23 protein-coding genes, 1 tRNA gene and 1 riboswitch are annotated in these 22,276 nt (G+C 41.9%); of the genes, 8 read left to right on the top strand and 16 right to left on the bottom strand.

Features of this window, described 5'->3' with window-relative positions; genetic code table 11:
- Positions 1-59 precede the first annotated feature (59 nt).
- The 4 genes from ATZ99_RS01670 (at position 60) to oxlT (ending at position 4,586) form a co-directional block, all read left to right on the top strand.
- Entirely contained in the window at positions 60-1,007 is a 948-nt protein-coding gene (locus tag ATZ99_RS01670) for an oxalate oxidoreductase subunit delta (protein ID WP_083947292.1), read from the top strand.
- A gap of 20 nt (positions 1,008-1,027) precedes the next feature.
- Complete coding sequence (locus tag ATZ99_RS01680; protein ID WP_068747507.1) at positions 1,028-2,215, top strand: oxalate oxidoreductase subunit alpha; 1,188 nt, start codon at positions 1,028-1,030, stop codon at positions 2,213-2,215.
- Between the two features lie 24 nt (positions 2,216-2,239).
- A complete protein-coding gene (locus ATZ99_RS01685; RefSeq protein ID WP_068747508.1) occupies positions 2,240-3,178 on the top strand; it encodes an oxalate oxidoreductase subunit beta in 939 nt (312 codons plus the stop codon).
- A gap of 151 nt (positions 3,179-3,329) precedes the next feature.
- A complete protein-coding gene (oxlT, locus tag ATZ99_RS01690) occupies positions 3,330-4,586 on the top strand; it encodes an oxalate/formate MFS antiporter (RefSeq protein ID WP_068747509.1) in 1,257 nt (418 codons plus the stop codon).
- A gap of 80 nt (positions 4,587-4,666) precedes the next feature.
- Here the strand turns inward: oxlT and ATZ99_RS01695 are convergent.
- The 11 genes from ATZ99_RS01695 to ATZ99_RS01745 all read right to left on the bottom strand — a co-directional run bounded on the left by ATZ99_RS01695 (position 4,667) and on the right by ATZ99_RS01745 (position 15,101).
- Positions 4,667-4,744, bottom strand: a tRNA-Arg gene (locus tag ATZ99_RS01695).
- 50 nt (positions 4,745-4,794) lie between these two features.
- Complete coding sequence (locus ATZ99_RS01700) at positions 4,795-5,547, bottom strand: prolipoprotein diacylglyceryl transferase (RefSeq protein WP_068747510.1); 753 nt, start codon at positions 5,545-5,547, stop codon at positions 4,795-4,797.
- 19 nt (positions 5,548-5,566) lie between these two features.
- Positions 5,567-5,989, bottom strand: a complete 423-nt coding sequence (locus ATZ99_RS01705; RefSeq protein WP_245641278.1) for a PaaI family thioesterase — start codon at positions 5,987-5,989, stop codon at positions 5,567-5,569.
- Positions 5,990-6,349: 360 nt separating this feature from the next.
- Positions 6,350-7,981 (bottom strand): cobalamin B12-binding domain-containing protein, encoded by a 1,632-nt coding sequence (locus ATZ99_RS01710; RefSeq protein ID WP_068747511.1) that lies wholly within the window; start codon positions 7,979-7,981, stop codon positions 6,350-6,352.
- Complete coding sequence (locus ATZ99_RS01715; RefSeq protein WP_068747512.1) at positions 7,981-9,108, bottom strand: NAD/NADP octopine/nopaline dehydrogenase family protein; 1,128 nt, start codon at positions 9,106-9,108, stop codon at positions 7,981-7,983. Before ATZ99_RS01715 ends, ATZ99_RS01710 begins: the two co-directional genes overlap by 1 nt.
- A 92-nt stretch (positions 9,109-9,200) precedes the next feature.
- Positions 9,201-9,365, bottom strand: a riboswitch (cyclic di-AMP (ydaO/yuaA leader).
- Between the two features lie 324 nt (positions 9,366-9,689).
- Positions 9,690-10,190, bottom strand: a complete 501-nt coding sequence (locus tag ATZ99_RS01720) for a methylated-DNA--[protein]-cysteine S-methyltransferase (protein WP_068747513.1) — start codon at positions 10,188-10,190, stop codon at positions 9,690-9,692.
- A 41-nt stretch (positions 10,191-10,231) separates the two neighbouring features.
- The gene (locus ATZ99_RS01725) at positions 10,232-11,389 is read right to left on the bottom strand and encodes an iron-containing alcohol dehydrogenase (protein ID WP_068747514.1); all 1,158 of its coding nucleotides are present in this window, start codon (positions 11,387-11,389) and stop codon (positions 10,232-10,234) included.
- Entirely contained in the window at positions 11,386-12,621 is a 1,236-nt protein-coding gene (locus tag ATZ99_RS01730) for an MFS transporter (RefSeq protein ID WP_068747515.1), read from the bottom strand. Before ATZ99_RS01730 ends, ATZ99_RS01725 begins: the two co-directional genes overlap by 4 nt.
- Before the next feature lie 144 nt (positions 12,622-12,765).
- Positions 12,766-13,491 carry an amino acid ABC transporter ATP-binding protein gene (locus ATZ99_RS01735; protein WP_068747580.1) on the bottom strand — a complete coding sequence of 242 codons (726 nt, stop codon included), beginning with the start codon at positions 13,489-13,491 and terminating at the stop codon, positions 12,766-12,768.
- Positions 13,492-13,495: 4 nt separating this feature from the next.
- Positions 13,496-14,146 carry an amino acid ABC transporter permease gene (locus ATZ99_RS01740; RefSeq protein ID WP_068747516.1) on the bottom strand — a complete coding sequence of 217 codons (651 nt, stop codon included), beginning with the start codon at positions 14,144-14,146 and terminating at the stop codon, positions 13,496-13,498.
- An 88-nt stretch (positions 14,147-14,234) separates the two neighbouring features.
- Positions 14,235-15,101, bottom strand: a complete 867-nt coding sequence (locus tag ATZ99_RS01745) for an amino acid ABC transporter substrate-binding protein (protein WP_068747517.1) — start codon at positions 15,099-15,101, stop codon at positions 14,235-14,237.
- 210 nt (positions 15,102-15,311) lie between these two features.
- Between ATZ99_RS01745 and ATZ99_RS01750 the strand changes: the two genes are divergently transcribed.
- A complete protein-coding gene (locus ATZ99_RS01750; RefSeq protein ID WP_068747518.1) occupies positions 15,312-16,403 on the top strand; it encodes a D-alanine--D-alanine ligase family protein in 1,092 nt (363 codons plus the stop codon).
- Positions 16,404-16,422: 19 nt separating this feature from the next.
- Here ATZ99_RS01750 and ATZ99_RS01755 read toward each other — a convergent pair whose 3' ends face one another.
- The 4 genes from ATZ99_RS01755 to ATZ99_RS01770 all read right to left on the bottom strand — a co-directional run bounded on the left by ATZ99_RS01755 (position 16,423) and on the right by ATZ99_RS01770 (position 19,380).
- A complete protein-coding gene (locus tag ATZ99_RS01755; RefSeq protein ID WP_068747519.1) occupies positions 16,423-17,196 on the bottom strand; it encodes an IclR family transcriptional regulator in 774 nt (257 codons plus the stop codon).
- A gap of 18 nt (positions 17,197-17,214) precedes the next feature.
- Positions 17,215-18,240, bottom strand: a complete 1,026-nt coding sequence (locus ATZ99_RS01760; protein ID WP_068747520.1) for a sugar kinase — start codon at positions 18,238-18,240, stop codon at positions 17,215-17,217.
- Between the two features lie 27 nt (positions 18,241-18,267).
- Positions 18,268-18,915 (bottom strand): bifunctional 2-keto-4-hydroxyglutarate aldolase/2-keto-3-deoxy-6-phosphogluconate aldolase, encoded by a 648-nt coding sequence (locus tag ATZ99_RS01765; protein WP_068747521.1) that lies wholly within the window; start codon positions 18,913-18,915, stop codon positions 18,268-18,270.
- Between the two features lie 276 nt (positions 18,916-19,191).
- The gene (locus ATZ99_RS01770) at positions 19,192-19,380 is read right to left on the bottom strand and encodes a ferredoxin (RefSeq protein WP_068747522.1); all 189 of its coding nucleotides are present in this window, start codon (positions 19,378-19,380) and stop codon (positions 19,192-19,194) included.
- A gap of 172 nt (positions 19,381-19,552) precedes the next feature.
- On the opposite strand from ATZ99_RS01770, the gene ATZ99_RS01775 reads away from it, so the two are divergent.
- From ATZ99_RS01775 to ATZ99_RS01785, 3 genes are read left to right on the top strand one after another with little or no spacing between them, the layout of a single operon-like run.
- A complete protein-coding gene (locus tag ATZ99_RS01775) occupies positions 19,553-19,993 on the top strand; it encodes a nucleoside recognition domain-containing protein (protein WP_068747523.1) in 441 nt (146 codons plus the stop codon).
- 37 nt (positions 19,994-20,030) lie between these two features.
- Positions 20,031-20,495, top strand: coding sequence for a nucleoside recognition domain-containing protein (locus tag ATZ99_RS01780; RefSeq protein ID WP_068747524.1), 465 nt, complete (start codon positions 20,031-20,033; stop codon positions 20,493-20,495).
- A complete protein-coding gene (locus ATZ99_RS01785; protein WP_068747525.1) occupies positions 20,492-20,821 on the top strand; it encodes a MazG-like family protein in 330 nt (109 codons plus the stop codon). Before ATZ99_RS01780 ends, ATZ99_RS01785 begins: the two co-directional genes overlap by 4 nt.
- A gap of 2 nt (positions 20,822-20,823) precedes the next feature.
- On the opposite strand, the gene rho is transcribed toward ATZ99_RS01785, so the two are convergent.
- Positions 20,824-22,248, bottom strand: coding sequence for a transcription termination factor Rho (gene rho / locus ATZ99_RS01790; RefSeq protein WP_068747526.1), 1,425 nt, complete (start codon positions 22,246-22,248; stop codon positions 20,824-20,826).
- Positions 22,249-22,276 lie beyond the last annotated feature (28 nt).

Consider the following 22,276-nt stretch of genomic DNA (forward strand, 5'->3'; position numbering starts at 1 on the left):
TTAAGGAGGTGAACATTTTTTTCAATATTTTAAAAAAAATTAAGAGAGGAGGAATGTCAATGTCTTCTGCCGATCTTTTTAAAGAACCCAATTTAAAACAAATTACAGTATGGTCCCGAGGCGTAATTATGAACAAGGACGCCAGGGACGTAGTAGTAGCCCTCACTGAAGCGGCAGCAAAAGAAGGAAAATACGTTCAAGCCTGGGAAAATTACGTGGACCTACCGGACCGAATCAATGTACCCGTACGCGCTTATGCGCGTATAAGCAGTGATCCAATTGCCAGCAGATATGTGTATGAAAACGAAAGCCCCGATATAGTGGTGGTGCTGGAAGAGACGCTGGTCAAAGGCGTACCAGTACTCAAAGGCATCAAACCGGGGAGCACATTAATAGTAAATACTCGCCGCAGCATAGACACCATATTAAAGTTCTTAGGAGACACCGGTAATTTGGCTCAGATCGCGACGGTAGACGCCAGCAGCATGGCTGAAGCCGTAATCACCCTTTCCGGTGCCGAAGGTGCTACCGATGCCACGGGTATAGGCGCGGGTATTGCCGCACCTATAGTTGGGGCTGTTGCTAAAGTCACAGGTATCGTAGATGTAGAAAATTTAGCTAAGGTGGTTAAAAACCCTGCTGCAATGCGGCGCGGATACGAGGAAGTTCAGGTTAAGACATTGCCTCCTAAACCCGCCGTAGAAGAGACAAAATTAGAAGCCATGGAACTTTTAAAGCAGATGCCCTTTGCCGGAACCGTTCCTTCTCCTCAGGAAGAAAATGAAGGTATGATTACCGGAAATTGGCGTATGAAAAGACCCGTTTTAAATACGGACGCCTGTACCCAGTGCTGGACCTGCTGGATCTATTGCCCCGATTCCTGCATTAAAAAGGGCGATGATGGGCCTCTCTTCAATCTGAAGTACTGCAAAGGATGCGGTTTATGTGCTGCGGTATGCCCGACCGGGGCCATTACCCAGGTTCCAGAATTAGATTTTGAAGATTAGTAGTTTCAGGAGGTGAAAAAATGGGTAAAGTGAAAAATATTTCGGGATGCGTAGCGGTGGCTAACGGAGTTCGCTTGGCGGATGTGGATGTCATCTGCTCCTATCCCATCCGTCCTTATACGGGGATTATGTCCGAACTTGCCCGAATGGTTGCCGATGGTGAATTGGACGCCGAATTCGTACACGGGGAAGGTGAGCACGCTCAGCTGAGTGTAGTATACGGAGCTTCGGCAGCCGGGGCTCGCGTATTCACCGGTAGTTCCGGGGTAGGCGTTACTTACGCCTTTGAAGTCTACTCCCCCATCTCCGGTGAACGCTTGCCGGTACAGATGGCTATTGCAGACCGTACCTTAGACCCCCCTGGAGATTTCGGTTCGGAGCATACCGACGCCGAATGCTGCAGAGACCAGGGATGGATTCAGGGATGGGCTTGTACACCCCAGGAGGCTCTCGACAATACTCTCATTTTCTACCGTGTGGGAGAAGATCCAAGGGTATTGCTGCCTCAATTCTCCTGTATGGATGGTTATTTTGTAAGTCATATTCTGGGTCCAGTGGATATACCGGAAAAAGAGCAGGTAAAAGAATTCCTGCCACCTTATAAGAACCACCACGTCCTTGATCCCAGAAAACCTCAAATAATTGGCCCACAAATCGAACCGGCTATGGGGCCGCCTCTGCAGTATCAGCGATATCAGGTTATAAAGAACGTATTTAAAGTTCTGGAAGAAGCCTGCGATGATTTTGCACGAATTTTCGGGCGTCGTTACGATCCCTACATGGAAGAATATTACACTGATGACGCTGAGGTGGTAATCTTCGGGCAGGGGGCCCACATGGAAACTGCGAAGGCCGTAGTGAGAAGATTACGCAATCTTGGAGAAAAAGTCGGGGTAGTTCGCCTGCGCACCTTCCGTCCCTTCCCCACCGAACAGGTGAAAGAGCGTTTATCCCGTTTCAAAGCTGTTGGCGTCCTTGACAACTCTACCAACTTCGGTATTTCCTGCGGAGGCGGCGTGCTGCTTTCCGAAGTGCGTGCCGCACTATATGACTTAGGCGATAAGGTAAAAACCGTAGGCTTCGTTGCAGGACTGGGCGGTGAAGTGGTTACACATGAAGAGTTCTACCGGATGTTCCAAAAAACTAAAGAAATTTCCAGAACCGGAAAAGTAGAAAAAACCGCCTACTGGTTGCCCTTTGAGTTATAAAAGCGTCTGGAAGGAGGGAGAAAAATGCTGGAAACAATTACATCTTTACGTAAAGCCCCTGAAGAAGAATATTATGTTCCCGGTCACAGGACCTGTGCAGGATGCGGTCCTGCCCTGTGTTACCGTTTAGTAGCAAAAGCTGCCGGGCCCAATACAATTTTTGTAGGTCCAACCGGTTGCATGTATGTAGCCAATACCAGTTACGGGTGCGGTCCCTGGAGGGTACCCTGGATTCACGCCCAGATTACCAACGGTGGTGCCGTAGCTTCCGGCATTGAAGCAGCATATAAGGCGTTAATTCGCAAAAAGAAGACCGATGCCGAATTCCCTAATATCATAGTTATGGCCGGAGACGGCGGAGCTGTCGATATAGGTCTGCAGGCCTTATCCGGAATGCTCTATAGAGGTCACGATGTGCTATTTATCTGCTACGACAACGAATCTTACGCCAACACCGGTATACAAACTTCTCCCAGCACACCTTACGGTGCAGCCACCACCTTTACACCGCCGGGACCCGTAGTGCCCGAAGGAAAAAAATTATTCCCGAAAGACAATCCAAAAGTAGTTGCTCACGGCCACCCCGAATTAAAATATGTAGCAACTGCTTCAATAGGTTGGCCCGTAGACCTTATGAACAAGGTACGTAAAGGCCTTAACCAGAAAGGGCCTGCTTACCTTCACATCCATGCACCATGCCCTAAAGGCTGGCAGTTCCCCGCCAACAAAACCGTCGAAATGGCTAAATTGGCAGTGGAAACCGGAATGTTCCAGCTTTATGAATACGAAAATGGAGAATATAAGCTATCGGTAAAAATTGAAAAAAGAAAACCCGTCAGTGAATACATGCGCCTGCAAGGCAGGTTCAAACATCTGAAACCTGAACATATAGAAAAAATGCAGGCCTTTGTTGATGCCCGCTGTGCCGAAGTGGGTATCACCGTACCGGTAGTGACTCCATAATATTAACAACCAAAACCTCTGCCCCAGGCTTTAAGCCTGGGGCAGGTTTCGCTTGTCCAGTTTTTATATACAAATAAGTATTTTCTCGCAAGCTATTTTCTGATTTTTCATATTTTTTAAATTAATAAATTAAAGTATAAGGAGGGTTAACATGATATCCCTTACACCGGAATCCCCGGAAAAGTCTACTAACAATTCGATAATTTACAATCAATGGACTCAATTAATATTAGCGATGACGGGCATGATAATGATCGCAAACCTTCAATACGCATGGACTCTATTTGTACCAGAACTTCAGAAAGGGTTTAACGCCTCTCGAGCAGCCGTGCAGCTTGCATTCTCCCTCTTTATTGCGCTGGAAAGCTGGGGGCAACCCATTGCAGGCTTTTTTATAGATCGATATAGCCCTCGACTGCTCCTTACCATTGCCTCATTTATGGTAGGTATCGGCTGGACTGCAATGGGTCTTGTAAAAACCTTAAACGGTTTATACATCGCTTACAGCTTGGCCGGTATCGGTGCTGCGTTTATATACAGCGGTGCCGTAGCTTCTGGTGTGCGCTGGTTTGAACCTTCCCGCCGCGGACTCGCTTCAGGACTGGTATCCGCAGCCTTCGGTTCAGGAGCAGCCCTTTTTATTCCCTTTATTGCTTCAGCTTTAAAAAATCAAGGTTATAAAATGGCCTTTGTTTCAACCGGAATCTTCCAAAGCATTTTAATAATATTAGCTGCCCAATTAATGAGGGTCCCACCGAAAAAAGATTCGGGCACAGGTAAATCCGCCGGCACCCAGCAGCATCATTTCACTACTGTGGAAATGTTTAAAACACTGCATTTCTGGTTGATTTATATAATGTTCCTCTTTATAGTAACCGGCGGTATGGTGGTAACCGCTCAAACCAAGCCCTTCGGCCAGGACGCGGGAATCCCGTCTAATATAATAGTGCTTGCGGCTACCATCAATACCATAGCAAACGGAGCGGGAAGGATTTTCTGGGGTATCGTTTCCGACAAATTAGGAAGATATCAGACTATGTTTCTTGCCTTTACTTTAAACGGCCTTGCAATGGCTTTAGTACCTTATTTAGGTAAAAATCCTTTTATGTTTGTATTTTTGTTTGCCATGATAATGTTTACATGGGGTGAACTTTATGCATTATTCCCTGCGGTGAATGCCGATATTTTTGGAACAAAGTACGCCGCTACTAACTACGGTTTTATGTACAGCGCAAAAGGAGTGGGGGGCATCATCGGCAGTTTCGTTGCGGCACTGGTAGCACAGCTCAGCGGCTGGTCCCCCGTTTTCTTCACCGGTGCCGTAATGTCTATTTTAGCGGGTTGTGGAGCCCTGGTACTCCTTCGTATGCCAAAACCCGTGCCCCCCGACAAAAAAGTGAATATATGAAATAGCTTAATTAAGAGCTTAGTATTAATTAAGAGCTTAGTAATATAAAAACCTGCATTTCGCAGGTTTTTTTCTTTTTATGGCGCGCCTAGAGGGAATCGAACCCCCGCAAAACCCGGCTCCGGAGGCCGGTGCTCTATCCGCTGAGCTATAGGCGCGTTTTATTTAATTATAACATAAACAATTATTTTTCCACAAGAAAAACGGTCTAATCTTCGGAGGTAATTTTATACATGAAATAAGCAAAAAGCAGGATAAACGGTGTCATAAGCTGAGTCATTGTTAAAAATCCTATTCCCCATCGCGGATTGACATAATGCACAAGGTAAAGGGGATTATCCCTGACAGTCTCTTCAAACACGGCCCGCAGCAATTGATGATACCAGATAAAAGACCAGAACTGATAGCCTTTTTTTAGATTTTTCTTTTCCAGATATAAAAACCTTATTAAAAGTATTAGCCCAATAGAGGAACCTACGAGCTGCGCAGGCCATCTTCCGAAGGAAAACTCGGTCATCCTTCCCAGGACTTCCTGATTGAAGATATTCCCTATTCTAACTATTATATAGCCAAACGAAAGCCCCATTACCGTTAAATCTGCCATTTCATTTGGATTGACGTTATTTCTCCTGCAATACCACCAGCCGCTTAAAAACCCTCCGAGGAGAGCACCGTGCCACGAAAGCCCGCCTTCCCATATCTTTACCACCTGCAAGGGGTCTTTTATAAACCATTCGGGATAATTTGTAAGGACAAACATAAGCCTTGCCCCTATTATTCCCGAAAGGATTACTAACATCGCAAGGTTTAATATAAAGTCCTCATCTATGCCCCTGCTTTTCCCTTTAACGTATAAATAATAGGTGCCCACCAGAAAGGATATCGCCATAAATATTCCATACCAATGTACTGCTATTGGTCCAATTTTAAAAGCATAAGGACTTAAATCAAGAAGCATAATTGCAACCTCCAGTGATAATTTATTTTTTTAGATTAAAATAGGTTCCTATGGACTTAACCACAACTTTGTCCTCTTTAATTAAATCACATTCCGCTACGCAGATGTTTTCTCCTTCTTTAATTACCTTTCCCCTTGCCAGAATTTTATCGTTTAAATTCACCGGAAAAAGATAGTTGATTTTCATTTCTACGGTAGTGGGTATCTTCCCAAGGCTCCTTACCGCAAACCCCATAGCCGTATCGCAAAGGGCAGCAGTTGAACCACCATGGATAATGCCAAGGGCATTGAGCATTTCCTTTCCGGGATTATATTCTATTGCTATTTCTCCCTTCCCAATCTCGAGAATCCTGTAACCCATCAAGTTTATAAAAGGGGAGGATAAGAAGTTTTCTATTGTTTCCCGGAATATTTCATCTTCAAGGCCTTTATTTATTACTCCCACAAAAGTCACCTCTTATTTACTTTATTATTTTTATTTTACCATAATCTCTTATTGGGTTTAAAATCTAAATATAAATTTAAATAATCATATAAAAAATATCATAACATTTACATAAAAATTTTCAATCAAGTAAAATTAAAAAACACCGCAATTAGTATAAATACTAATGCGGTGTTTGTTTTCTGAGTATCCTTCCCTTCTTTTGGCAAATATCCTTTTATTGTATTACCAAAAAAAGCCTATTGTGAATGTATACTATCAAAAATTTTTCTAAGCAAATAATAGTATTAATATTGCCAGCATCTTTCTTCCACAAACAATTTTACAATTTCGGAATCGAATTGAAGGGAGGGTATTCTATCAAATTCTACAGAATAATCTTTCGATCCTTTCCTTTTCCGATATAATCCTCTTTTTAATCGGGTCATAGGGATAAAGAGCGCCATTGTACATCTTGGTGGTAAGAGTGCCTTTTGCCGCCTTGCTTCCCTTCAGGTGAGGAGCATCGAGAATCCCAATTTTTATAGCCTCAGCGATGCAGTCCGGAGAAGAAAGGGGGTCTTCGAAGCCTTTACCCAATTCCTTGATGGCTTCGATTATCAGCATCGCATCCTCTTTCAGTCTCTCCTTCCTGTCAATCACTTCTTTATCCTTTTCAAAATCGGGCATACCCAGGAAGGAGTTTTTTATTATCTGCCTAACTATTTTACAGCTTTCTATTATCTCTTCAGCACCGGCAGCATGATGCGCCTCACAGTATCCTACCACATGGTAAATGTGGGGTTTTAAAGCCATGGAAATATAAGCCGAATAAGCGAGCTGCCCTTTAGCCATTAAAAGGTCTGAGGGGAAACTTGCAAGACCAGCTCTTACCTGCCGGTACACCCTGAAATTAACGTCCTCCAATTCTTTTACAAGTTCGATTTTTGCAAACATTTTGGCAATATCCATCTTTGGCGAAAGAGTCGGAGGAACATTGAACATGAATTGCGCAATAAAATCTTTAACCCCGGCTTTCCTTGCATTGTATGCGGCAAGGTAAAATGCCGCTACTCCCACTGCGTCATGGGCATCCCTTAAGCTCCAGTGATGCGCCTCATTTACTTCTACCGGTATACCCCTTTCCCCGTGCCATTTCATGGCCTGCTGATTTTCATAAATAGCATCCCGCACGCTCCTCGGGCCCCTTCCGTCCAGTTCGCTGTACCAGCAAAGAGGTATGGCAGCCCAGGCGTTGTTTATCGTTTCTTTTAGAAGCTCGGCAAATTTTATTAAGTTGCTGGTACCGCTGTAGCAGCGAAGCAGAGGGAAGTTCCCCCTCTGAGCTGCCTCATACATTTTGATAAAATCCTCTTTCCTTCTTACCGGTACACCTCCCGCGCCATCCAATCGTTTATCCATCTTTTCCGGTTCAAAGAAAAAGCTTTGAGCATTTTGATCCGGGGCTATGGAAATAACATCCAGAACCTTTGATTCTGCAATTTTCTTAATAGCTTCCACGGTATCCTCTACGCTGGGTAGCCCTAAATGATGCCTTATAATGGGATAAGGGTACTTGGAATTAATTCTTGAAATTAAATCCTGCGGATAGTATTCAAATTCCTCTTTCTCATTACCCCTTAAAAAGGCGATTACTTCATCTAAATCCTCGGTGCCGTCGAAAACTTTGTAAAAAATACCCGATTCCTTTGCCACCTGTGCCGCCGGTTCATTCCCGCCAAAGATCCATTTTATGTCCCTTAAACCCTCTTTGTCTATTTTCCCCTTCAATTCCTTTAAAATATTATTGAGAGGTTCCGGAGTTAAACGAAAACTCACACCTACATAATCGGGCTTTTTAATTTTAACCTCTTTTAAAAGCTCATCCACCGATAAAGTCAATCCTAAAAATTCCGTATCGTATCCTTCCTGTTCGGCAATGGATAAAAAGTTCATGACCCCTGCCACGTGCACACAATTCCCAATGGTGCAGGCCACTATTTTCCTTTTCATCAGGCGACCACCTCCTCTTCCAGAGATTTTTTGAGAATATACCCTTTCTGAGCGAAAAGGTGGATTTCAGCAGGTGTTAGCCCAGCTAACCCCAATTTTTCAGAGGTTCTTCCTTCTTCCCAGAAATTAACCCCGGTCATCATACAGGCAAGACCTATTATAGTATCGATTGCCGGAGTTTCCACTCCCAATTCTTTACCCAGCGAAGATATGGGAACGAGGCTATAGGGCACATCCTCATAGATATATCTGGTATTTAATCCCTTCGGTGCGGTAAGTCCCTTGTATGCTGTATTATTTTGAATGGCTTCGTAAAGGGTATCTCCAGTAGCCCCGTATGACTCGAATAACCATTCTATAGCCGAAAGGGTTTTAACTCCAAGAGCTTTTGCAACCCTTATTCGCTCCTCATCGAGTCTTTCCAGCACCTTACCTATGGTGGGAGTGATACCTTCCAGGTAATACTCAAAGGGCTGACATCTTTCAATATGCCCGCTGTTTAAAAGCGTAGGCGCCGGGTGAAAAATTGCCCCGAAATTATTTAAACTGGTCTCCAAAACATCCGCAGCTTTTTTGAATTGAGGGAAGGCATCGGAAATGGTCCTAATAACTTTTTCGGTTTTTTCCGATGGTATGGCAGCAAGCTTTACCTCATTTTTTACACTGAAAATTTTCACTCTGTTGCTGGATAGAGCCCTGCAGGCATAAATGAAGGTCTGCGCTTCCGCAACGATTATACCTTCATCCGCTTCATTTTTCTTTAATATTTCAAGGACCTCAAAGGCTCCGCAGGTCCTTCCCGGATTCAAAATTATTATCTGTCCCTTCTGCAGATACGGAGCCATCAAAACCGCTAACTCTTTATGAGCCGTGGCCGGGGTGGTCACCATAATTACATCCACCCCTTCTATGGCCTCTTTTATATCGCTCGTAACCCTGTAGAGCCTTCCTTCACCTTCGTAAGCTCCCGTCAGGTAAATTATCGGATCCTTTATTAGGTCCACCAATTTGTCATAGGACCTGTTGTAAAGGTTTACCTTATAGCCTTTAAGCCCCAAATAACCTGCCATTGCAAGCCCACCGTTGCCCGCTCCAATAACCGCATAGGAAATCGCTTTTCTTTTCATCGATTACCCCCCTCTTTCTTTTTTTTGGCAAATAAAATAAGCTATGGAGGTCCATAGCTTGTTTTCATGAGACAAAAGTACTCACAAGCCATTACCTCCCTCTACCACGCTTACGAGGTTAGCTGACGGGTTCGGGTCGTGAGGTGACCCTACCCCTTCTTACTCAAAAATCAATTCAGAAGGGGATTCACCCCAAAAATTGGGTCCCCCGTTCCCTTCTGCTTGACTCTACAGAAGGAATTCAGCGTTCCAAAGGATAATAGCCAAAAAAATGTTAAATTGTAAAATTAATTATACATAATATACTGTCTTTTGTCAACAATTTATTTTATAAAATTTTTATATTTTTCTTATAATTATATAATATTCTGTTAAACTTAATTACTGTATTTATTTTGTTATTCCCCATTATTACTTCGGTCATTTTTTATCTGCCCTTCAGGCTTAGATAAGCACAAGCATTAATGAATAAAAATTAATGTATTTTCATGCCAAAATAATTTTATTACATTATATATAATTAATTTATAATTAATTCCAATGTCAAATATTCATAAATTTTTTTGTTTATTTAAATCAAATCAGAAATTGCCCTTTTCCAGTTCAATTAGATATTTTTTTATGTTCAATCCCCCTCCATATCCTACCAGCTCTCCCCTTTTTCCTATTACCCTGTGGCAGGGAACAACAATGGGTATAGGATTTTTATTGTTGGCCTGTCCTACCGCCCTTGCACCTTCAGGAATACCGATATTTTCTGCAATATCCTTATAGGACCTCAACCCTCCGTAGGGTATTTTTAAAAGCTCTTCCCAGACCCTTTTTTGAAATTCGGTGCCGAGAAGGAGAAGAGGCAAATCAAATTTTTTTAGACTTTTTTTAAAATAAAGGCAAAGCTCCTCTTTTGCTCTTTTTATAACACTTTCATCTTTATTTATAAAGGAAGGAGAACGAAAATATTTACAGAAAAATCCTTCATCAAAATTTTCCCCTTCAAAGGAGATTTTTACGATGTATTCTCCTGAAGAAAAAATGGTCAACTGCCCCACGGGGGAATCGAAATAATCATAATATATTTTCATAATCCTTCTCCTTTATATTTTTTATGGTTCCGCCGTCCAAATCAAAGGGAAGCAAGGTAAATTGAGTAGATATCTTCGTATTTTAAGTGCCCCGGAGTGGTAGATAAATTGTGGGTCATGTGTTCCTCCACATGCCTTGCCAGAGCTTCAATATCATCCTTTTTTACTCCAAAATAGCCCAGGCTTTTAGGGAGGTTTAGTTTATCTATAGTTTCAGCTATCCATTCTATAACCCTTATTGCCTTTTCTTCTTCGGGAAGAAAATCATCGATATTAAAAATTGTAGATATGGAGGCTAATTTTTGCGTCACATGGGATTTTATATATTTTAAGAAGGGTACTGCAATAGGGCACAGGCCTTCTCCGTGATTTGCTCCGAAGAAACTACTTAAAGGATGTTCCATTGCGTGCAGGGCACAAACTCCGGAAATTCCAATGGAAATCCCCGCAAGGGTGCTTGCAAGGGCCATATTGGCCCTTTTTTCTATATCGTCCCCGTTTTTATACGCGCCTTCGATATTTTTTACGATTAACTCAATGGCTTTTAAAGAATACATCTCTGTGAAAGGCTGACACCTAAGGCTGATAAAGGATTCCAGTGCATGAAAGAAAGCATCCATACCCGTAAAAGCGGTGATCCTCCTCGGTAGAGTTACCATTAGTTCTGGATCGACTATGGATACCTTTGGGTAAATGTGGGGGCTTCTCAATCCTTTTTTCACCCCATTCTTAGTGTTGGTCATTACCGCAATGTTATTTCCCTCGCTTCCCGTTCCGGAAGTTGTAGGAATTAAAATCAGCGGAGCCGCTTCCTTTGAGGATTTCCTGCCTTCAAAGTATTCTTCCAGTTCTCCTTCATTTTTTATCCTCAGGGCTATTCCCTTGGCGGTATCCATAGCGCTTCCTCCGCCCAGTCCTATTATAACCTGAGCGGAAAAATCCAAAGCAAAAGCTGCCGCCTCTTCGATATCTTCAAAGGTCGGATTGGACACCACCCTATCGTAAATTTTCCAGCTTATACCCTCCTGCTTGAGGCTCTCCGTTACCCTGTCCAGCGCTCCCGAATTTTTTGCACTGGATTTCCCGGTTACAATTAAAGCTTTTTTCCCATATTCCTTTGCGTAAATCCCCACTTCTTTAACTTTTCCGGTTCCAAAGATCAACTTAGAAGGGAAAAAATACTGGAAGTCCCTTTTCATACCTCTTCACCCTCCACTTTTATTAGTTTTCCTTTACAGTAATAGTAATTCAGGGCAAACATCATAAACGACCCTAACAATGCAAGGTAAAAAGTATATACCCATATGGTTTCCACACTGTTATTTCTTAAAAACTTGCCGGCTATATAAGGGCTTAAAGTATACCCGGAGCCCATTATAATCTGCATCACGGAATTAAACCTCCCCCTGTGGGAAACCGGCGAATTTTCAGCTATAAAAGCCCTGTTATTAACAGCATCAATTATTTCGCCCAACGTCCATATAAATGTTGAAATAAAAAACATCCAGGGCACTCTCGCAAAAAAATTAAGTCCGAATCCAAATGCAAAAAGCATACCCGCTATACCCACACAAAAAAGACTCGGGTATCTTTCGGTAAATGAATTTATAAATGGTGTAAAAATTACCACCGTAAAGGCATTCAGGGCCATCACCATGCCGTACAATTTGGCTCCTTCGGAATTAAAAAGCTGATTTAAATGAATAGGCAAAGCAAAAGCGCATTGATTGTAAACCAGGCTGAATACTATGTAAATAAAACCAAAAGCCAAAAGAACGGGTCTTTTTATCAAAGCTTGTAAAGTGCTGCCTTCCTCATAGCTTTCTTTCGGTGAAAGCTTTAGCATTTTTATATCTTCCTTTTTTGGCAGGGTTTCCTCCACAAAAAAGTAAATTAATATCATTGCTATAATTGTAGTTATCGCATTCCCGAGAAATAGCAGTTTGGTATAGTTTTTATAGAGAAAACCGGCAATCATGGAACCTAAGGCAAAGCCAAAATTTACTCCCAGATAGCTCAAAGAAAAGGCCGTTTTTCTAAGTTCCTCCTTAGATATATCGGTAATCATGGAATTAAAACCGGGACTGGCTATTGACAGGGAAAGGCTGGAAGCTAAAAGAAGGTATATAATAAGCCGTGGTTTTTCTATAAAAGCACAGATAATCAAGCATAGGGCGGAAATCAGGTGAAAAATAATCATGATTCTCTTTCTTCCTAAGGTGTCCACGAGCCTTCCGCCAATAAGCGACCCCGGAACAATTATAAAAGTAACCAGAGATACTATAAAACCCGTATAATCTTTTGAAAATCCGTATTTATCCGTTAATAAAAATGTTAAAAAAGGCCTGACAAAATTTCCGAAGGAATTGATCATGAAAGCAAAAATTATTACGTATAATGGCCTGGGCAAATTAATATATTCCTTTATCAAAATCTTTCCCCCTCCCCGCAAAAACCATTATAACATAACATAATAACGTATATCGACATTTTTATTACAAAATGTAAAAGATTGACTGCATAAAAAAAGAATCCCCTTAAAAGAGGGATTCTCTGAGCATATTTTAACTAAAATTTACGCTATAATCTTTTCCAGGAACATTTTAGTCCTTTCGTGCCGGGGATTTTTAAAGATCTCCTCCACCTTCCCCTGTTCCAGTATAACTCCCTTATCCATAAATACGATACTATCGGCAATCTCCTTTGCAAATCCCATTTCGTGGGTAACAATTATCATAGTCATGCCTTCTCCGGCCAGGTCCCTTATTACATTTAGCACTTCTCCTACCAGTTCGGGGTCTAAGGCCGAAGTGGGCTCGTCAAAAAGCATTAATTTTGGCCCCATAGCAAGAGCCCGGGCAATTGCCACCCTCTGTTTTTGTCCTCCGGAAAGGCGCGAAGGATACTCATCCTTTTTTTCTTCTAGTCCCACTTTTTTCAGTAAACTCAGGGCAATTTTTTCGGCATCTTTTTTATCCATCCTTTTAACGGTGACCAGACCTTCCATAACATTTTGAAGGGCGGTCATATGCGGGAAAAGATTAAAATGCTGAAATACCAGCCCAATATCCTGCTGCAATTTTCTAAAATTCCTGTCCTTTTCCATAAGTTTACAGCCGTTAAAGTATATTTCCCCTTTTTCATACCTTTCCAGCCCTTTAATACACCTTAAAAGCGTGCTTTTACCGGAACCGCTGGGTCCTATGACAGCAACCACTTCTCCTTTTTTTACATTCAAATTAATATCATTTAAGACCTTCAACTTCCCAAAGGATTTATAAAGCCTTTTTATCTCAAGCACCGCATTATTCATATACGGACATTCTCCTCTCAACCCTTCCGAAAATCAAGGTAAAAAACGTTGTCAATACAAGGTAAAGTATTCCCGCAGTTAAAAATACTTCCACCGGTCTGAAAGAGTTCGAATACATTTGCAGGGCCGCCCTCATTAAGTCCGTCATGGCTATGGAGGAAACCAGGGAAGAATCTTTTAATAGTGCAATAAATTCGTTCCCCATGGGTGGAATTATCCTTTTAAATGCCTGAGGAAGGATTACCCTTCTCATAGCCTGGGAATAGGTCATGCCGAGAGCTTTAGCTGCTTCCATCTGCCCTTTATCTATGGATTCAATGCCCGCACGGATTATTTCGGCTATATACGCCGCAGAATTTAGGCTCATTCCGCATACTGCCGACAAAAAAGGAGAAAGGTTAATGCCGAAAAAAGGCAGGCCGTAATAAATTGCAAAAAGCTGAAGTAAAAGCGGAGTTCCTCTTATTACGTAAATGTAGAAGGAAGAAAATTCCCTAAAAATCAAATTCCGGGATATTTTCATTAAAGAAAGAATCAATCCCCATACGGTACCGAAAATCACCGAAAGCACCGTGAGTTCGATTGTAACCATTGCGCCTTTTGTAAGCACGGGAATCAGGGACAACATATAATTGGCATCCATTTTGCGCTATATTCCCCTTTTTTTAATTTTCTTAGTTTTATTTCCATTTCTTAGTTGTATTTTTAAATTATTGTTAATCATTTCTAATTCATTCAAACTTTACTTCCTCAAAGACCGATATATCTTCACCAAACCATTTTTGAGAAATCTTTGCCATGGTTCCGTCCTCTTTCATTTCCTTTAAAACCTTGGTTATCGCCTCTCTAAGCGCCTTGTCCTGCTTCCTGAAGGCAATCCCTACGGGCTCCTTTACAAGAGCAAACAACACTTTGAACTGCCCCGGCCTTTTGGTCATATAGTACCTGCCTACCAGTTCATCCACCACAATTGCATCCACCCTTTTGTTGGCCAAGTCCAAAAAGGCCTCCGTGAACTTGGAATACTTTTTCAGCTCTTTTATGCCCTCCAGGGTCTTTGCCGCTTCTTCGCTGGTACTGCCCAGTTGTGTTCCCACTACCTTGCCTTTAAGGTCGTCCTTCGTTTTAATGGATTCTTCATCCCCTCTAACAACTATTACCTGGGATTCATTTAGATAAGCAGGACTGAAATCCACCTGCTGTGCCCTCTCTTTCGTCATGCTCATGCCTGACCAGATAATATCAAATTTTCCGGAATTTAAGGCTAAGATCACCCCGTTCCAGTCGGTGGGAATCCATTCCACCTGTATTCCCAGTCTTTTTGCCGCCTCAGCCGCCAGGTCAATATCGTACCCCACCAAATTGTTTTTTTCATCCCTGAACTCTAAAGGCGGAAAGGCATCATCTATACCAATGGTAATCTTACCGGCTTTTTTGATTCTTTCCCAGGAATCGTCGGTTTCACCGGATGCATCGCCCTTATTGCTGTTATTTGACGGCTGAACCGTATTGTTAGATTTGCTCGAGCATGCGCTCAATGATAGAATAAAAAATAAAATTAATAAAACGGCAATTGTTTTTTTTAAAAATACTTTCATCCCTCTTCCTCCCCATCTTTATTAAAAAAATTATTAAAAACAATTTACTGTAACTGCTGAATATATTATACTTTAATTTGTTAAATTAGTAAATTATGAAATTGATAATTTTTTTTACAAAATGCATAAAAAAATTCTCTCAAAGTATTATAATTTAGTCATAAAGTAATAAATATTATATATAAAGCGATGGTAAAGGGGAGAATCTGAATGGAAAAAATTAGGGTTGGGATTATTTTTGGCGGGGAATCAGCAGAGCATGAAATTTCTCTGATGTCCGCAAGCTCTATAATAAAAGTTATAGATAAAGAGAAGTTCGACATTTTGAAAATCGGTATTACCAAAGAAGGAAAATGGCATCTTTATTTTGGAGAAGTAGAAAACATTGAAAACGGTGAATGGGTTGAAAAGTCCGTACCGGCTTTTATTTCACCCGACCCCGAACGCAAATTTCTGATAACGCTGGATAACGGCGTTGAAACCCGTTACCCCGTAGACGTGTTTTTCCCCGTCCTTCACGGTCCCAGGGGAGAGGATGGCACAATACAGAGCATTTTTGAGCTTATGAATGTACCTTACGTTAGCTGTGGAGTCACTTCTTCTGCCCTTTGCATGGATAAGGTATTTACTAAAAAAATATTAAAACATGAAGGGCTTCCGGTAGCGGACTTTAAGGTTTACTACAAAAAAGACCTGCCTTTAACACTAAACACAATTGTCAGGGAAGTAGAAGAAGCCCTTGGATTTCCCTGCTTCGTAAAACCTGCCAATCTGGGTTCAAGTATCGGTATTACAAAAGCCTACAACAGCGATCAATTAAAGGACGCCCTCTTTTTAGCCGGCGAATACGATACCAAAATTATCGTAGAAAAGTTTATCCCTGCAAGGGAAATCGAAGTTTCGGTGCTGGGAAACGAGGACCCGGTTGCCTCTTTACCGGGGGAAATTATACCCAGCAATGAGTTTTACGATTATACGGCAAAGTACTTCGACGGTGGCAAATCAAAACTATTAATTCCCGCTCCTTTAGCAAAAGAAGAAACTGAAAAGGTAATGAGCCTTGCGGTAAAGGCTTTCAAGGCTTTGGATTGCTCGGGCATGGCCCGGGTGGATTTCCTTTACAGCAAATTGGATGGAATATTTTATATCAATGAATTAAATACCATCCCCGGATTCACCAAAATTAGCATGTATCCCAAATTATGGGAAATTTCCGGGATTCCCTATAAGGAACTTATAGAAAGGCTTATAGAACTTGCCTTTGAAAAACACCGTCAAAAACAAGCGCTTAAACTCTATTAAAAAAAGCAGTAGCTTTTTGCTACTGCTTTTTTTTAGTAAAACCTAATTTTTCGGAAATCTTTTCCGCACAGTTTTTAACAAGCTTTGAAAGTTCCTCGATCCTGTCCCGGGTAATGGAAAATTTAGGTCCCGAAATGCTCACCGCAGCTACGACGCTTCCGGTATAATCAAATATTGGAGCGGCTATACACCTTATTCCTTCTTCATTCTCTTCATTGTCAAAGGCAAAACCCATTCTTCTTACTTCTTCCAGTTCTTCCCTCAACCTTTCGGGGTCCACCAGGGTGTTCGGTGTAAAGGCAGGTAATCCCCTTTTTATTATTTTCTCCTTTTCTTCGTCCGAAAGATGCGACAGAATTGCTTTACCTACCGCCGAAGCATGCATTGGAATGGTTTTCCCTATCTGGGAGTGCATCCTGATGGTTTTTTTGCTGTCGATCTTATCTATATAAACCGCTTCCTTTTTGTTGTATACCACGAGATGTACCGTTTCCCCCGTAATATCCGCTAACTCCTTAATGGAATCCTTGGCCTGTTCTCGAATATCCATGTGATCGAGGAATCTTCCAGCTAACTGAAGGATTTTTATCCCCAGCTTATATTTATCCGTCTTCTCGTCCTTTTCGACGTAATTTAGGATTTCCAGATTCCTTAAAAACCTGTGTACAGTGCTCTTATGAAGGGAGGTTATCCTGGAAATTTCAGTTACGCCCAGACCCTCTTTTCCTTCCGATAATATTTCTAAAATTTTAAACGCCCTCTCCAGCGACTGAATCCTTAGCTCTTTATCCATATAATACCCCTATTCTTTTTATCTTTGAACCCTTCCCGAAGCATCGCCCTTCATCAAAGCGGTAACTTCATTTAAAGTAACATGGTTAAAGTCTCCCACTACGGTGTGTTTCAAGCAGGAGGCTGCAACGGCAAATTCCACCGCATCTTTCGGAGAATAGTTATTCAGCAATGCGTAAATAAGCCCTCCTGCAAAGGAATCTCCTCCGCCTACCCGGTCAATTATGTGTATCATATATCTCCTGGATCTGTAATAATCCTCCCCATCATAATAAAGGGCTGACCATCCGTTGTCAAATGCTGAAAAACTCTCGCGCAGTGTTATGGCAACGCCTTTCAGGGAAAACCTCTCAAGAAGCTCCTTCGCCACCTCTTTATAACCTTCTTCGTTTAGTTCACCTTTAGTAACATCCGAGGAAGAAGCTTTTATACCAAAAACCATTTCAGCGTCCTCTTCGTTTCCGATGGCATAATCGACATACTTTATAAGTTCGGACATAACTTTGTTTGCTTTTTCCTTTGACCACAGCTTTTTTCTATAGTTCAAATCGCAGCTTACCGTGATGCCCTTTCCCTTTGCCTTTTTTACGGCATCCAAACAGGCCTGAGCCATATTATCCGAAAGTGCCGGCGTAATACCGGTGAAGTGAAACCATTTTGCACCTTCAAAAATTTTATCCCAGTCAAATTCCTCGGGCTTTGCCTCAGAAATGGAGGAGTGACTCCTGTCGTAAACAACTACCGAAGGCCTCTGAGATGCCCCTATCTCATTAAAATATATTCCCAGCCTTTCTCCTCCCTTTAAAATATAATCGGTTTTAACCCCGTACCTCCTTAGATGATTAATAGCAGCCTGCCCGATCGGGTTATCGGGAACTTTGGTTACAAAATAAGCATCCTCGCCGAAATTGGCCAAACTCACCGCAACATTTGCCTCACCGCCACCATAGGTAACATCGAAGGACTCCGCCTGCACAAACCTTAAATAATTAGGCGGTGTCAATCTCAACATAATTTCGCCAAAAGTAACCACCTTATTTGCCATTATATCCCCTCCAAATTTTATTTAATTTTAGATTTTCCCTTTCGCCTTTTTCACGGCTTCCACAAATTTCCTTGCGGTCTCCTCCACTTCTTTGTAATTGCCGGTTTTAGCCCCTTTCGTAAGCTCTCCTCCGACCCCCACTGCAGGACAACCTGCTTTTATCCATTCCCCAGCATTCTCAAGGCTAACGCCCCCGGTAGGAATTATTTGAGCATAGGGCAGGGGCCCCAATACGGCCTTTACCATGGATGGCCCGAATGCGCTTCCCGGAAATAATTTCACAAAATCCGCGCCGGACTCCATAACTTCTACAATCTCTTTAATAGACATCGCCCCCGGCATGGTGACCTTTCTGTAGCGGTTGCACAATTTAACCATATCGGGGTTAAAGTATGGGCTAACGAAAAACTCCGCACCTGCAAGCATTGCAAGTCTCGCTGTCTCTGCATCCAAAACCGTACCCGCCCCTATTAATATCTCGTTATTCGGATAAGCTTTTTTCATTTCCTTTATTACATCTATTGCTCCCGGGACGGTCATGGTGATTTCTATGGCATCTATTCCGCCCGCCTTAACCGCTTGGGCAATTTTTACTGCCTGTTCCGGACTTTCCGCCCGTACCACGGCCACTATTCCTGTATCAATAATTCTTTTAATAACATCCCACTTATCCAAAAAAATCACCCCTTTGTTTTATATTGTGAAATTCAGTTTTATGTTGTGATATAATATATATACGACATTCATAAGGATATTCCTCTTTGCTTTTTAAAAAACTTTTTATATTGAAACCTTTTTTATTTGAATATTGCATAAAAATTGACTTAGAATTTGATGCAAAAAAACTTAGTAATAAATTTAAATAAAAGTAAGGTCAAAATAGTTCGTTACAAAGCAAAAAGCCAGGCTAAATCACCTGGCCTTTTGCTATTTTTCTTTACTTTTTCCGAATTACTCTTCCTTTATAGCCTCTGATGGGCAATTTTCCAATGCTTCTCTTGCTTCATCTTCTAAATCAGCAGGTACTTCCGAATCAATTGCCTGAGCTTTGCCGTCATCATTCCAGCTGTAAACTTCCGGGCAGGTATCGATGCAAAGCCCGCAGCTTATGCATAAATCTTGATCAACAAATACCTTCAAGGATAATACCTCCTTCTAAAATTTTCCTCGTATATTTTACCACAATTACCTTAACTTATGCAAAGGTTTTTTGCTCAACACTTTTTAAAAAACCGGCCGTACGATATAATTGAAATGATTTAAACCTATTTAAATTTATGCTTAGAATACTGTTTTTCGGGAGGATATTGCCATGAATATCTACAGGGGTAAACTTGACGCCACCACTATAAAGCGCGGATTTTTTTCCGGATTAGAAGTTACATGGCAGCTTGCCAGGATAGTTGTCCCGATTTACTTTATTGTCACTTTTTTAAAGTATACCCCATTGATGAATTTTATTACCAGTATTTTTTCACCATTAATGGGTATTTTTGGACTTCCCGGTAAAGCCGCAATTGCACTGGTTCTGGGAAACCTGGTAAATTTATACGCCGCTATCGGCGCAATGGTATCCCTTTCCTTAACACCAAAGGAGATAACCATTCTGGGAATAATGCTGTCCTTCTGCCATAGCCTGCCGGTGGAAACCGCCCTGGCAAGGAAAATAGGGCTTTCACCTCTAAACGTAATCCTTGTCCGGGCAAGTCTTGCCATAGCTTCGGGAATATTGTTTAACCTTTTTTTAAAATGAATATTATTTTAAAATGAATATAAAAGAAGGTGGTTTAATGTTTTTTATTTCAAAAATTTTAAAAGAAGCCTTCCTCGGTTCCCTGTCTTCGGTAAAGCAGATAGCAATAATCGTCATCCCAATAATGATGTTTTTAGAAATTCTAAAGGACATAGGAATAATAGACAGGATAGCCGAACTTTTTTCGCCCCTTGTAAGGGTATACGGCATGAAGAAGGAATCGGGTTTTCCTTTGGTAATAGGAGTAATAATAGGAATATCTTACGGAGCGGGAGTTATTTTCAGGGCATCCAAGGAATTTTCCCTGCCGAAAAAAGATTTATACCTGGTGACCTATTTTTTGATTTGCGCCCATGCCATCTTCGAGGATACCGCCATTATCGCTGCCATCGGTGCCAATGGTTTTTTAATTTTATCCGTAAGGCTCATTGCAGCAGCTTTGCTTACCTATGCCGCATCGAAATGGTTTGATAAAAAGGCTCAAAACGAGGTGAATTTATGAACGGAAATGATAAAAACCCCTATAAGGTAATAAGTTTGCCAAAACTTAACGGCTTAAAACCCACCTTAGAATCCACGGCATTAAAGTTGATGGAAGAGGCGGGAGAGCTGGCCCAGGCAATAGGAAAATTCCGGGGTCAAAGCGGCGAGAAGGTCACGATGGAAGAAAAAGAAGTTATTGACAGAATAGCCCGAGAACTTTTAGACGTGGCGCAGGTAGCCGTCTCCATGATGTTCGTTCTGGAAGAAAATTATAACATAGACACCAATGAAAAAATCCGGCAGCACATAGAAAAATTGAAAGCCAAAGGTTATATAGTAAATTAATTTTACCTTTCCGATCCCATTTCGCTTACGAAAGAGGCGATATTCTGCAGGAATTCCAGGTTGGTTTTTGTTTTTTTCAGACGGTTTATCAATAGGGAGGCCGCTTCCACCGTATCGTAATTGGCCAGGGCTTTTCTTAGAATCCATATGGCCTCCAGCTCGTCTTTTGAAAATAAAAGTTCTTCCCGGCGCGTGCCGGATTTTTTTATGTCTATGGCAGGGTATATTCTTCTCTCCGCAAGCCTTCTGTCGAGGTGGACCTCCATGTTTCCTGTACCTTTGAATTCCTCGTATATTACATCGTCCATCCTGCTCCCGGTTTCTACAAGGGCTGTAGCAATAATTGTTAGGCTGCCTCCTTCTTCAATGTTTCGTGCCGCTCCGAAAAACCTCTTGGGCTTGTGGAGAGCGGCGGTATCAAGCCCCCCCGAAAGGGTCCTGCCCGTTGGAGGAACCACCAGGTTATTAGCTCTTGCAAGCCTTGTAATACTGTCTAAAAGAATGACCACATCCTTTTTGCTTTCAACAAGCCTTTGAGCCCTTTCCAGTACCATGTCCGCAACCCTTATATGGTTCTCGGGCAGTTCGTCAAAGGTGGAGCTTATTACCTCCCCTTTCACCGACCGCTTCATGTCCGTAACCTCTTCGGGCCTTTCATCAATAAGAAGCACGATCAGCTCTACCTCGGGATGATTCACGGAAAGGCTATTGGCAATCTTTTTCAGCATCATTGTCTTACCCGCTTTGGGAGGTGAAACTATAAGCGCCCTTTGTCCTTTGCCTATGGGGGCTATAATATCTATTATCCTGGTGGGCATATCCGAAGGGTCGTATTCCAATTTAAAACGGGGCTGAGGAAAAATAGGTGTGAGAAGGTCGAATTCCTTTCTCGAAATGGCATGTTCGGGTGAAAGACCGTTTACGGCTCTCACCTGTAAAAGCGCCCTGTACTTTTCGCCTTCCTTGGGCAGCCTTACCTTGCCGCTTACCAAATCTCCCGTTTTCAGATGGAACTTTCTTATCTGGGAAGGAGAAATGTAGATATCCTCTTCCGAAGGTAATAAATTCTTGCCCCTCAAAAATCCGTAGCCGTCGGGCATTACTTCCAGCACGCCCTCGCCGAAATACTCGATTTCATCTTTTTTGATTACTGCTGAAGCCTCATTAAAATATACGTTATTAATTTCCTTTACATCAATTGATTTATTATCCATGGTGCCTGCACTTTCAACTTTGTTTAACCCTGCTTTTTCTTTTGGATTTTGTATTTCATTACCTTCTTTTTCTTTCTTCCCGATCTCTTCGTAAACTTTTTCTATTAACTCGGCCTTTCTGAACTTATAATAGCCCGGAATCTTCAATTCCTTTGCAATCTCCTGTAACTGACTCAGGGTTAAATCTTCTAAATTTTCTATCTGCAAAAATATCCCTCCATCAAAAAAGGTATTCCTTGTA

Origin of the sequence: Thermovenabulum gondwanense (genome assembly GCF_001601575.1) — a bacterium.
Taxonomy (GTDB): domain Bacteria; phylum Bacillota; class Thermosediminibacteria; order Thermosediminibacterales; family Thermosediminibacteraceae; genus Thermovenabulum; species Thermovenabulum gondwanense.